The organism is Oerskovia rustica, assembly GCF_014836555.1.
Classification (GTDB): Bacteria; Actinomycetota; Actinomycetes; order Actinomycetales; family Cellulomonadaceae; genus Oerskovia; species Oerskovia rustica.
In genome coordinates this window covers 210,383-222,410 of the sequence record NZ_JACSQQ010000001.1, presented here as the reverse complement: position 1 = coordinate 222,410, position 12,028 = coordinate 210,383, and the positions used below count along the sequence as shown (strand labels likewise).

The 12,028-nt window shown below is 75.2% G+C and carries 9 protein-coding genes; 3 read left to right on the top strand and 6 right to left on the bottom strand.

The features are described 5' to 3' along the window. Nucleotides 1–48: 48 nt before the first annotated feature. From H9652_RS00910 to H9652_RS00900, 3 genes are all read left to right on the top strand, one after another. Complete coding sequence (locus H9652_RS00910) at nucleotides 49–1,947, top strand: alkaline phosphatase (protein ID WP_191794219.1); 1,899 nt, start codon at nucleotides 49–51, stop codon at nucleotides 1,945–1,947. Between the two features lie 179 nt (nucleotides 1,948–2,126). After that, nucleotides 2,127–3,224 carry a COG1470 family protein gene (locus H9652_RS00905; protein ID WP_191794218.1) on the top strand — a complete coding sequence of 366 codons (1,098 nt, stop codon included), beginning with the start codon at nucleotides 2,127–2,129 and terminating at the stop codon, nucleotides 3,222–3,224. A gap of 49 nt (nucleotides 3,225–3,273) precedes the next feature. Next, nucleotides 3,274–4,518 carry a glycerate kinase gene (locus H9652_RS00900; protein ID WP_191794217.1) on the top strand — a complete coding sequence of 415 codons (1,245 nt, stop codon included), beginning with the start codon at nucleotides 3,274–3,276 and terminating at the stop codon, nucleotides 4,516–4,518. Between the two features lie 64 nt (nucleotides 4,519–4,582). Here the strand turns inward: H9652_RS00900 and H9652_RS00895 are convergent, their stop codons facing one another. The 6 genes from H9652_RS00895 to H9652_RS00870 all read right to left on the bottom strand — a co-directional run bounded on the left by H9652_RS00895 (nucleotide 4,583) and on the right by H9652_RS00870 (nucleotide 12,006). Further along, on the bottom strand, nucleotides 4,583–5,827 hold the full coding sequence (locus H9652_RS00895) for an AAA family ATPase (RefSeq protein ID WP_191794216.1): 1,245 nt from the start codon (nucleotides 5,825–5,827) through the stop codon (nucleotides 4,583–4,585). 113 nt (nucleotides 5,828–5,940) lie between these two features. After that, nucleotides 5,941–6,348, bottom strand: a complete 408-nt coding sequence (locus H9652_RS00890) for a RidA family protein (protein WP_138823291.1) — start codon at nucleotides 6,346–6,348, stop codon at nucleotides 5,941–5,943. A gap of 45 nt (nucleotides 6,349–6,393) precedes the next feature. Next, nucleotides 6,394–7,794, bottom strand: a complete 1,401-nt coding sequence (locus H9652_RS00885; protein WP_191794215.1) for a type III PLP-dependent enzyme domain-containing protein — start codon at nucleotides 7,792–7,794, stop codon at nucleotides 6,394–6,396. Beyond that, a complete protein-coding gene (locus H9652_RS00880; RefSeq protein WP_191794214.1) occupies nucleotides 7,791–8,636 on the bottom strand; it encodes an IclR family transcriptional regulator in 846 nt (281 codons plus the stop codon). The genes H9652_RS00885 and H9652_RS00880 overlap by 4 nt, the downstream gene beginning before the upstream one ends. Further along, a complete protein-coding gene (locus tag H9652_RS00875; RefSeq protein ID WP_191794213.1) occupies nucleotides 8,633–10,246 on the bottom strand; it encodes an N-acyl-D-amino-acid deacylase family protein in 1,614 nt (537 codons plus the stop codon). Before H9652_RS00875 ends, H9652_RS00880 begins: the two co-directional genes overlap by 4 nt. Further along, complete coding sequence (locus tag H9652_RS00870) at nucleotides 10,243–12,006, bottom strand: beta-N-acetylhexosaminidase (protein ID WP_191794212.1); 1,764 nt, start codon at nucleotides 12,004–12,006, stop codon at nucleotides 10,243–10,245. The genes H9652_RS00875 and H9652_RS00870 overlap by 4 nt, the downstream gene beginning before the upstream one ends. Nucleotides 12,007–12,028: the final 22 nt, after the last annotated feature.

Sequence of the window (12,028 nt, the reverse complement as noted above, 5' to 3'; positions counted from 1 at the left end):
GCCGGGACTCGACTCCGGACCGGACCAGACCTCGACAGGGAAGAGACCATGACTTCACGTGTACCGATGAAGTGGCTGCGGGTCGCCGGCACGGGCGTCCTCGCGGCGGGTATCGCGATCTCCTCGACCACGCCGGCGCTCGCCGCGCCGTCCGCCGACCCGGGGGCGCCGGGACCGAAGAACATCATCCACCTCATCGGTGACGGGATGGGGTTCAACCAGGTCGACCTCGGCAGCCAGTTCGAGCACGGCCGCACGGCCTACCAGACCACCGTGAAGCCCGGCGGCGTCTCGACGCCGGTCCCCGGTCAGGCCGGCACGCAGGTGTACCAGGAGTTCCCGGTCGCCCTCGCGATGTCCACGTACCAGTTCGGCAACACGTACGACCCTGCCCAGAACTGGAGCAGCTTCGCGGCGCCGCTGAAGAACTCGACCGACTCCGCAGCGGCGGCCACGACCCTCGCGACGGGCGTCAAGACGCTCAACAACGTGATCGGCCAGGACGAGAACCACGAGGACCTCAGGACGGTCGCCGAGCGCGCGCTCGAGCTGGGCAAGGCCACGGGCGTCGTCACGTCGGTGCCGTGGACCCACGCGACGCCCGCGTCCTACCTGGCGCACAACGAGCACCGCAACAACTACCACGACATCGCGGCCGACATGATGGACTCGGGCGCCAACGTGATCTTCGGTGCGGGCAACCCTTGGTACGACGACAACGGCGACAAGCGCTCGACCCCGAAGTACGACTACATCGGCGAGACCGAGTGGAACACGCTGGTCGACGGCCAGTCGGCGTTCGACCTGGTCGAGTCGAAGGACGACTTCCTCGCGCTCGCCGAGGGCGACACGCCCACGCACGTGCTGGGCACCGCGCAGGTCGCGGGCACGCTCCAGGCCGACCGCACGTCCCTGAAGCCGGGCGGCGTACCGTTCACCGCCCCGCAGAACGACAACGTCCCCTCGCTCCCGCAGATGACGGACGCCGCGCTCAACGTGCTGTCCAACGCCTCCGACGAGGGCTTCTTCGTCATGATCGAGGGCGGCGCGATCGACTGGGCCTCGCACGACAACAACACCGCGGGCGCGGTCGAGGAGCAGGTCGACTTCAACCGGACCATCGAGACGGTCGTCGACTGGGTCGAGGAGAACTCGAGCTGGGACGAGACCCTCGTCGTCATCACCGCCGACCACGAGTGCGGCTACCTCTCCGGTCCCGCGGCGAACCCGGCCTGGACCCCGGTCCAGGGCGTGCAGGGCGGCGCCCCGCAGGTCAGCTGGAACAGCGGCGGCCACACCAACCACCTCGTGCCCGTGTACGCCAAGGGCCCGGGCTCCGAGCTGCTCGCGGCCGCCGCGACGGGCACCGACCCGGTGCGCGGCGCGTACCTCGACAACGCCGACGTGGGCCGCGTCTCGAACGAGCTGTGGGCCGCGAACGACGCGGACGGCATCCCGCTGGTCGCGACCGTGCCCGAGGCCGGCGAGGTGGGCGGCAAGCTCACGCTGTCGGTCTCGGACGCTGGTGCGGGCGTCGCGCTCACGGGCGGCGAGAACGTGGGGGACCGCCTGCGCTTCGCGGGACGGCTTCCCGAGGTCTCGGTGACCGACTCGCGCGCGGCCGCCACGGTCGGCGCGGGCGGCTGGACCGTCTCGGGCCAGTCGAGCGACCTGACGTCGGGCCCGCGCACGCTGCGCGCCCAGAACCTCGGCTGGACCCCGGGCCTGGTCTCGGCCAAGGACGGCGTGAGCGCAGGCTCGCCCGTCGCGTCGCTCCTGGGTGGCGGCACGGGCCTCGCGGCACCGGCCACGCTCGCGACCGCGACGGCGGACGGGCGTCTGGGCACCACGACGGTCTCGGCCGACCTGGCGCTCGAGGTCCCGGTCGACACCCGCGCGGGCGACTACGCGGGCGCCCTGACGGTCTCGCTCTTCCCGGTCGACTGACCGTCGCCTGACGAACCCTCGGGCCCCGGTGCGCTCTCGTGGCGCCGGGGCCCGGCGGGTCGTCTCCCGGCGGCGCACCCGTCCGCCCCCCGTCCGTCCGCCCGACGGCGTCGCGCGCCCGTGCGTGCGGGTCGCCGACCGGAGCGGGTCGTGCACCTTCCCCCGCTCGGAGCCCATCGATGAACGTCCTCTCTCGCGCCGTCCGGCCCGTAGCCGTCCTCGCGCTCGCTCTTGCGTCACTGTCCGGACTACCCGGCCCGTCCGCGACCGCGGCGTCCGACCCGGGCCCCGCGAGGACCACGTGGGCCGTCGAGCCCGCGACGGCCGACGGGCCCGACGGGCGCGTCTCGTTCCGCCTGACCGTCGACCCCGGCGGGCAGGCGAGCGACCACGTGACCGTGACCAACTTCAGCGCCCACCCCGCGACGTTCGACGTGTACGCGAGCGACGGCGTCGTGACCGCGGACGGGCAGTTCGACCTGCTCCCCGCGGGCACTGCCCCGGTCGACGGCGGCGCGTGGATCACCCTCGGTGAGGGAGAGGCCGCCGGGCCGACCCAGCGCGTCGAGGTCGCCGCGGAGTCGTCGGTGACCGTGCCGTTCACGGTCTCGGTCCCCGCCGACGCGACGCCCGGGGACCACCCGGCCGGGGTCGTCGCAGCCCTGGCTCGCCCCGAGGGCGACGGGTCGGCCGTCACGTTCGACACGCGCGTGGGCGCCCGCGTGCACCTGCGCGTAGGGGGCGACCTGGCCCCGGCGCTCGCGCTCACGGACGTCCGTGCGACCTACGAGCCGAGCTGGAACCCTTTCGCGCCCGGCGCGGTGCGCGTCGACTACACGGTCGCGAACGAGGGCAACGTCCGGCTCGGCGCGGACACCCAGGTCGTGGGATCCGGTCTCTTCGGCTGGAACGCCCGCGACGTCGTGGCCCCCGCCCAGCGCGAGGTGCTGCCCGGCCAGGAGGCGAGCGGGAGCGTCGTGCTCGACGGCGTCTGGCCGCTGGGCAAGGTCTCGGGCGACCTGACCACGACCCCGCTCGTCGTGGGCGACGACGTGGTCGAGGTCGCGCTCGCCCCCGTGACCGGTACCTACGCGGCGTGGACCCTGCCGTGGGTCCAGCTCGGGACGCTGCTCGTCCTCGTCGGTGCGGTGCTCGCGGTCCTGCGCGCACGCCGGCGTCGCGAGGCGCGCACGCAGGCGCGGATCGACGCTGCGGTCGCGGCACGGACAGGGACGGCCGGTGCCGCGGATCCCACGAGCGCGACGGCACCCTCCTGACCAGGTCCCCCACACGGCGCGGGCCGGACCCGCTGGCTACGATCGGGGCGTGCCTCCGACGACGAACGCCGCACCGACCGTCGACCCCGCGCGCACCGGCCCGCGACCGCTGCGCGTCGTGATCGCGCCCGACTCGTTCAAGGGCTCCGCGACGGCCACGGACGTGGCCCGGCACCTCGCCGACGGCGTCCTGGCCGCGGCACCGGACTCCGAGGTCAGGCTCCTGCCCATGGCCGACGGCGGCGAGGGCACGCTCGACGCGCTCCTGTCCGTGTGGGGGGTCGAGGCGCGCGAGGTCGAGACGGTCGACGCGATCGGGCGCCCGCGCCGGGCACGCTACGGGGTGTCGGCCGACCGCCGCATCGGCGTGGTCGAGCTCGCCGCGGCGAGCGGCCTGCCGGCTGTGAGCGACGTCGTCCTCCAGCCGCTCCACGCGCACACGCGCGGCACGGGAGAGGCGTGCGCGGCGGTCCTGGACGCCGGGGTCGAGGAGGTCGTCCTGTGCCTCGGCGGTTCCGCCTCGACGGACGGCGGCGCAGGAGTCCTCACCGGTCTCGGCGCCCGGCTCCTCGCGCACTCGGTCGCGACGGTCGCCTCGTCGGCGGACGGGGAGCTCGCCGGGACCCTCGTGCCCGACGGCGGCGAGGGGCTCGCTCGGGTCGTCGGCCTCGACCTCGGGGGACTGCACCCGCGGGCCCGCGAGGTGCGGTGGCGGCTGGCCGTCGACGTGACGAACCCGCTCGTGGGCGAGCGCGGGGCGGCCGCGGTGTTCGGGCCGCAGAAGGGGGCGAGCGAGGCGGACGTCGCGTTCCTGGACACGGCGCTCGTGCGCTGGGCCGACCTGCTCGAGCGCGAGACCGGCGTCCGCACGCACGACCTCTCGGGGGCGGGCGCTGCCGGTGGGGTGCCGGCGGCCCTCGTCGCGGTCCTCGGCGCCGAGCTCGAGCACGGCGCGACCCTGGTCGCGCAGGCGATCGGGCTGCCCGCGGCCGTCGCGGACGCCGACCTGGTGCTCACCGGCGAGGGCTCGTTCGACTCGCAGTCCGTCAACGGCAAGGTCGCCGACGGGATCGGGGCGCTCGCCGCGGCCGCGCCGGGCCGGCCGCCCGTCGTGGTGATCGCCGGGCAGGTGCTCCTGCCCGCGCGGCAGTCGCGTGCCGCGGGGATCACGGCGGCGTTCTCGATCGCTCCCGGACCGACCGACCTCGAGGAGCTCGTGGCGCGCACCGCGAGCCGGTTGACCGAGGTCGCGGCGTCGGTCACGAGCCTGTACCTGGGGTCCGTGCGTCGCTGATCCCGGCCGCTAAGTGCATGATCCGGCCGCGACGCGCCCGGCGAGTCGCGGCCGGACCATGCACTCAGCGTTTGGGCCAGTGCCACTGCGGCTCGTCGAGCGGTCCCTCGCGGCCCGCGACCGTCGTCTCGCCGAGCTCCTTGACGAGCTCGACGTGCACGAGCGCCGGGGAGGCCGTTCGCGAGCCGACCGCCGCGTCCTCCATGGCCCGGACCAACGCCTGTGAGTGCGTCACGACCACGACCTGCGTGCGTCGCGCGGCCCCGGCGACCAGGGCTCCGAGCGCGGGCAGCAGCTCGGGGTGCAGGCTCGTCTCGGGCTCGTTGAGCACGAGCAGCTCGGGCGGCCGGGGGGTGAGCAGGGCGGCGACCCACAGCAGGTAGCGCAGCGTGCCGTCGGACAGCTCGGCGCTGCCCAGCGGGCGCAGCAGGCCGTGCTGGCGCAGCTCGAGCGAGAACCGGCCGTCGTCCGTCACCCGCACGCGCACGCTCGACCCGGGGAACGCGTCCTCGACAGCGGCGTCCAGGTCGTCGGCCAGGCCCAGCTCGCGGATCGTCTCGAGGGCCGCGGCGAGGTCGGCGCCGTCGTGCGCGAGGACCGGGGTGCGGGTGCCGACGTGCGAGGCGCGAGCCGGGGCCAGGGCGTCGGTGCGGAACTGGTCGTAGAAGCGCCAGGAGCGCAGGCGCTCGCGCACCAGCACGAGCTCGGGGGCGCCGACCGGGTCCACGACCTCCGAGAGCATGCTGTCGAAGGACCGCAGCCGGCGCCCTGACGCCTGCCACACCCCGTCCTCGTCGCGCAGCCGGACCGAGGGGCCGTGCCGGTCGGCGACGAGCGTCGCGGGGCGCAGGACAGGTCCCGACCAGACGACCTCGGTCTTGATCTCGGGGTCCAGGCCGAACGACGCGCCGCCGTCCTGCGGCAGCCCCAGGTCGATCGCGTACCCGTACGCGCCGGTGAGCGACGCACCTGCGGACGCCGCGCCGTCGGGCAGGGGGTCCGGGCCGCTCGCGAAGCCCAGCCGCAGCGCGACCGGGCCACCGCGCACCGTGCCCTGCACGGGGTGCACGCCCTCGCGCACCGAGCGCCCGACGACCTCCGGCCCGGCCCACAGCGTCGAGGGCAGGCCGCCCTCGCGGGCCAGCGCCCCGACCGCGCCGCCCAGCGCGCACTCGGCGAGCAGACGCAGCGAGCGGTACAGGCTCGACTTGCCCACGCCGTTGGCGCCCGTCACGACCGTGAGGCGGCCCAGGGGCAGGACGAGGTGCCGCAGCGAGCGGTAGCCCTCGATGGCGAGCGTCTCGATCATCCCGCCAGGCTAGGCGCGGCCACCCACGGCGCGCGTTCCGCTGAGTGCATGGTTCGGCTGCGACACGCCCGGCGAGTCGCAGCCGAATCACGCACTCAGCGGCGGAGGGAGCGTCAGTCCGTGATCGCGAGCCCGTCGATCTCGACCAGCATCTCCTCGCGGGGCAGGCCCGTGAAGACCGTGGTGCGGGCCGGCAGGACGCCGCCCGGGCAGTTGGCCTCGACGAACGCGCCGTACGCGTCGTTCATGATCGGGAAGTCCTCGCGCTTGGTGAGGTAGACGCGCAGCATCACGACGTCGTCGAACGTGGCGCCCGCGCCCTCGACGATGGCCTTGACGTTCTCCAGGGTGCGCGTGGTCTGCGCCGCGACGTCCCCGGGGTACAGGTACTCGCTCGTCGCGGGGTCGACCGGGCCCTGACCCGAGACCTGGACGAACGGGCCCTTGCGCACACCCTGGTGGAAGGTGTGGGCCGGTGCCGGTGCGTGCGGGGTGCTGATCGGGGTCTTGGGGGTGCTCATCGTGTCTCTTTCTCTCGGGGTGGTCCGGGTGCTCCGCGACCGGGGTCAGAACTCGGTGCCGACGATGTCGACGACCTGGTCGTCGTCGCTCACGACGACGGCCACGCGCCACTTGTCGAACAGCGTGCACGGGTGCGAGATCCCGAGACCGACGACGTCGCCGGGCCGGATCTGCGTCGTGACCGGGGCGCTGCCCGCGGGCGTGGGGTCGATCGTGAGGTACAGGTGCTGGTCGTTGAGTCCCGTGACGCGCGCCCCCGCGAGGTCCTGCGCCGGGCGCAGCCCGCCGTTCTCGTCGAGCGTGCGCAGCCACAGGGCCGTCGGCAGGTCGATGTCGTACGACACGTCGCGCCGGCCCACGCCGCACAGCACGAGCCCTGGCTCGGGGACCGAGAGCACCTGCCCCCACACGACCGCGGCCGCGTGCATCGGCTCGCCGCCCGGGATGCGGTCCCACGGGTCCATGCGCGCGCAGAAGCCGTGGTCGTGGGTGACGTACGCGCCCGAGCGCACGACGACGCGCACGTCGCGCGTGACCGAGGACCCGTCGGGGCCGTCGGTCCCGGCGCTGCCCGGGATGGTGAGCGGGCCGGGGAGCTCGGCGAGCACGACGTCGAGGAACGAGCTGCCGCCCGCGGTCACGACCACGGGCTCGTCGTCGGGCACGAGGCCCTCGCGGACGAACGCGGCCGCGACGTCGCGCAGGCCCCGGCAGTAGGCGGTGACCTTGGCGAGGTCCTCGGGCGTGGTGCCGCCCGCGGCCGACCCCTCGTACCCGGCGACGCCCGGCACGCGCAGGCCTGCGGCGCGCACGGCGCGGGCCAGGCCCAGCGCGTCGGCCGTGCTGCGCACACCCGTGCGCCCGCCCGGGACGCCGACCTCGACGAGCACGCCGAGCCCCGCGACGACCTCGGGGGTCGCCCCCGCGAAGCCGCGCGTGAGGAGCCCGACGCCCTCGATCGAGTCGACGTACACCCACGCCTCGAACGGCGCACCGCCCGGGGCGACCGAGGCCTCGAGCTCGCGGCGCAGCCACGCGATGTCGCGCGGGTCCATGAGCTCGTTCGCGAGGAACACCCGCTCGACCCCCCACGTGCGCACGACGCGCAGCTGGGACGGGGTCGCGACGGTCGCGCCCCACGCCCCGGCGCGTGCCTGGCGCGCGTAGAGCGAGCGGGACATCGCGGTCTTGACGTGCGGTGCGTGCTCGACGCCGTGCTCGGCGCACAGTCGCGCCATGAGCGCGACGTTGTGGTCGAGCGCCGCGTCGTCGAGCGTCAGGAGCGGCCAGGAGAAGGCGTCGTCGGTGATGCGGGGCGAGTCGGCGAGCACGTCGGCGACGGTCCGCTCGGCGTCGAGCCGCAGGCCCTTGGTCGCCGGCCCGACGACGGCGCTCGCCGCCGCCGGCCCGGTCGCGTGTGCGGGTGGCTGGGTGGGGTGGGTCATGCGTTCCTCCCGGTGGGTTCGTAGCCGCAGCGCACGGAGCCCATCCCGGCGGAGACCGCGCGGGCGGCCTGCACGACGAGCGGGCCCAGCTCGCGCACCCGTGCGGGCGGCATGTGCGAGGCGAGGGCGGAGACGGAGAGCGCGCCGATCGCGGTCTCCGTGTGGTCGACGACGGCGGCCGCGACGCAGCGCACCTCGGCCTCGTTCTCGCGGTCGTCGATCGCGTAGCCGCGCTGGGCGACCGTGCGGATCTCGGCCCGCAGGTGCTCGGGGCTCGTGACGGTGCGCGCGGTGACGGCGGGCATGGGGTGCTCGAGCACGGCGTCGAGGAGCTCGACGTCGCTCGCAGCGAGGATCGCCTTGCCGACGCCCGTGCAGTACAGCGGCATGCGGCGCCCGATGCGCGAGGCCATGCGTACGACCGCGGTGTTCTCCTTCTTGTCGATGTAGACGACGTCGAGGCCGTCGTGCACGACGAGGTGGCACGTGGCCCCCGAGGCGCGCATGAGCGCCGCGAGGTGCGGTTCGGCGACCGTGCGCAGGTCGAGCCCTTCGAGGTACGCCTGGCCGAGCCGCAGCGTGCCAGCCCCCAGCACGAAGCGCCCGGTCGGGGTGCGCCGGACGAGGTGGACCTCGACGAGAGGCGCGAGCAGGCGCGAGACCGTGCTCTTGTGCGTTCCGAGGACGTCCGCGAGCTCGACGAGGCTCAGTCCGCGCGCCGCGTCGTGGCGCAGCGCGTCGAGGATCCCGAGCGCGCGCCGCAGCGACTGGGACGAGTTCCTGCTCGCGGCGTCGGTGGTCGTGACGGCGGTGGTCGCGGTGGCCCGCGGGCCGACGCTCACGCGCGGACCGCCGGGACGGTCGGTCGCAGCGCACGCCCGGGGGTGGCCCCGGTGGGCAGGCCGCCCGCGAGCACGGGGACGCCGGCGACGAGTACGTCGTCGATCCCGGTCGCGGGCCGGCGCGGGTCCTCGTACGTCGCGACGTCCTGCACGGTCTCCGGGTCGAGCAGTGCGACGTCCGCGCGCGCGCCGGGCACCAGGCGGCCCCGGTCGGTGAACCCGAAGCGCTCGGCGGCCGCGGTCGACAGGTGCCGCTCGGCCTCGTGCCACGTCCAGTCCCCGAGCGTGCGCACGTGTTCCGCGAGGAACCGCGCGAACGCGCCCCAGCCACGCGGGTGGGGGCGCCCGCCCTGGTAGATGGCGTCCGACCCGGCCATCTGCGCAGGGTGGCGCAGGAGCGTGCGGACGGACCCGGGGGAGTTGGTCGGCGGCTGCGCGAACACGCAGCCCGCACGCAGGTGCGTCGAGACGAGGATGCGCAGCGTCGTGTCGACCGGGTCGAGGCCGAGCCGGTCGGCCACGTCGAGCAGGGCCATGCCCTCGCTCCAGCGCAGCTCGCCGGGGACGGCGGCCATGGTCACGCGGCCCCAGAGGGCGGCGAGGCCGGGAAAGTGCTCGGCCTTGAGGCGCGCGACGACGCCGGGGTCCTGGAGCATCGCGACCGTGGCGTCCGGGTCCGCGACGGGCAGCCACGTGGGCAGCGAGACCATCGAGAGGATCGAGGCGCCGCGCAGGTACGGGTAGGAGTCGAACGTGACGTCGAGCCCGGCCGCGTGGGCGTCCTCGACGTAGCCCACGAGCTCGGCCGCGGGGCCGTGGTAGTGCGAGACGTGGGTCGCGACGCCCGACGCCCGGGCGACCCGGACGAGCTCGGCCATCGCGGTCCCGGCCTTGTCCTCGTAGCCGCGCATGTGGCTCACGTGGGGCAGGTCGTGCTCGGCGAGGACGCGGGCCAGGGCGACGAGCTCGTCGTCGGTCGCGTTCGAGGCCGGGGCGTACTCGAGGCCCGTGGACATGCCGCACGCGCCGTCGTCGAGCGCCTCGCGCAGCAGGGCGACCATGCGACCGGTCTCCTCGGGCGTCGCGGGGCGGGCCGCGCCGCCCAGGACGCCGTAGCGCAGCGTGCCGTGCGGCACGAGGTAGGCGACGTTGAGCGGCGTCGTGCCCTCGTAGGTCGCGAGCAGGTCCGCGACCGAGCCGCCCCGGAACGTGGGGTGCTCGCCGTTGATCGCGCTGAAGTAGCCCGTGGCCCAGGTGTGCGCGTCGGGGGCTCCGTCCGCGACGGGCAGCGGCGCCGAGGGGGCGTAGGAGACGCCGTCCTGCCCGGTGACGATGCTCGTGACGCCCTGGCGCAGCATCGCGAGCTGCACGTCGGGGTCCAGGACCGCGGCCTCGCCGTGCACGTGGGAGTCGATGAAGCCGGGGAACGCGATGCGCCCCGCGGCCTCGACCACGTGCGCCCCCGCGGGCACGGGCACGGTGCCCGCCGGGACGACGTCGTCGATCGTGTCGCCCGCGACCAGCACGTCGACGGGCTCCGACAGCCCCTCCGGGGTCGTGAGCCGTGCGCCGCGGACGACGAGCGTCACCGGCTGGTCCGTGGTGCTCATGCCTGTCCCTCCGAGTGCTCGTCGCGGCCCTCGACCCAGCCGCCCACGCCCGCCCAGCCGCCCGCCGCCATCTCCTGGTCGAGGTGGCGCAGGAAGCCGTGCACGCCGGGGCGCTGCTGCCAGGGCTTCGGCCCGTCGAGCGGGCGGTACTCGACCCCTGCCGCGTCGAGGCGCGGCAGGTGGTCGTGCCCGAGCCGCGCGAGGAACTCGGCCGAGGCCGACCCGCCCGGGGCGCGCTCCGCCGTCGGGCTCCAGACGACCTCCGCGAACGCCGCGAGGCGCGGGAACGCCGCGTAGTCGACGCGGCGCGGGGAGTCGAGGTGCTCGGACCAGACCTCGGCCTGTGCGCCCAGCAGGCGGCCGGGCGCGGCGTCGAGCCCCGGGTACTGCGCGAGGACCTCGGGCGGGAACGGGTCGAACGCGTAGACGTCCTCGACCGTGCGCAGGAAGCCGACGGGCACGGGCTCGTCCTCGCCGTCGCCCGCGCGGTGGTCGAGGTACACGACCTGCTCGGGGGCCATGACGACGTCGTTGCCCGCCTCGAGCGCGTCCGCGCCGACCGTGAAGCCGCGCCACGCGGTCACGACGACGTCGCGCGGGAGCTGCTCGCCGAAGCCCTCGTCCCACACGACCGCCCGACGCCCCTTGGCCGTGACGTGCTCGCTCAGGCGGGCCAGGAACCAGCCCGCGAGGTCGGCGACGTCCGCGAGGCCGCGCTCCTCGGCGCGGGCCACGATCGCGGGGTTCTCGCGCCACAGGGTCGTGGGGACCTCGTCGCCGCCGATCGCGATCCAGGGGGAGTCGAAGACGTCGAGGACCTCGTCCAGCACGTTCGTGAAGAACTCGAGCGCCTCGTCCGAGGGGTCGAGGACCTCGGTGCTCACACCCCACGTGGTGCGCACCGCGTGCGGCGCCTTGCGGGTCCCGAGGAACGGGTAGGCCGCGACGGCCGCCTCGACGTGCCCGGGGGCGTCGATCTCGGGCACGACGACGACGCCACGCTCGCGGGCGTAGGCGACGATCTCGCGCAGGTCGTCCTGGGAGTAGAAGCCACCGTGCGGCCGTCCGTCGAAGACCCCCGTGCGCCACGTCCCGACGTTCGACTCGGTGCGCCAGCCGCCGACCTCCGTGAGGAGCGGGTAGCGGTGGACCTGCATGCGCCAGCCCTGGTCGTCCGTGAGGTGGAGCTGGACCACGTTGAGCTTGTGCGCCGCCGCGAGGTCGACGAACCGCAGGACCTCGCGCGTGGGCAGGAAGTGCCGGGCGACGTCGAGCAGCACGCCGCGCCAGCCGAAGCGCGGGTGGTCCTCGATCGTGAGGGCGGGCAGCTGGGCGGCGTCCGCCGGGACGCCGGCGACCGGCGCCGCGCGGTAGGCCTGCGGTCCCGCGAGCTGGCGCAGCGTCTGGACGCCCGCGTGGGCACCGGCCGCGTCGGCGGCCGTGAGCAGCACGGACTCGGGGGTGACCTCGAGGCGGTAGCCGCCTGCGGGGCGCGCCGCGTCGAGGGCGAGGGTCACGCCCGCGGGAGCGGCGGCGTCGGGCAGGGACGTGCCGCCCGACGACGGACCGGCGGGGCTGACGGTGAACGGCAGGTCGAGGCCGAACGCGTCCTCGGTGACCCGTCGCCACCAGCGCGCGGCGGCGACCAGTGCAGGGTCCGTGCGGACCGGCGTGCCGTCGGCCAGCGGGAACGAGCCGGCGGCAGGGTGCAGGCTCACGGGTGCGGGCAGGAGCCCGGGTGTGGGGGTGGGGGCGCTCACGCGTCGAGCCTAACCACGGCCC

Excerpts from the sequence above, each read along its gene's own strand:
- H9652_RS00910 (WP_191794219.1), top strand. The coding sequence starts at position 49 with ATGACTTCACGTGTACCGATGAAGTGGCTGCGGGTCGCCGGCACGGGC.
- H9652_RS00905 (WP_191794218.1), top strand. The coding sequence starts at position 2,127 with ATGAACGTCCTCTCTCGCGCCGTCCGGCCCGTAGCCGTCCTCGCGCTC.
- H9652_RS00895 (WP_191794216.1), bottom strand. The coding sequence starts at position 5,827 with ATGATCGAGACGCTCGCCATCGAGGGCTACCGCTCGCTGCGGCACCTC.
- H9652_RS00890 (WP_138823291.1), bottom strand. The coding sequence starts at position 6,348 with ATGAGCACCCCCAAGACCCCGATCAGCACCCCGCACGCACCGGCACCG.
- H9652_RS00885 (WP_191794215.1), bottom strand. The coding sequence starts at position 7,794 with ATGACCCACCCCACCCAGCCACCCGCACACGCGACCGGGCCGGCGGCG.
- H9652_RS00875 (WP_191794213.1), bottom strand. The coding sequence starts at position 10,246 with ATGAGCACCACGGACCAGCCGGTGACGCTCGTCGTCCGCGGCGCACGG.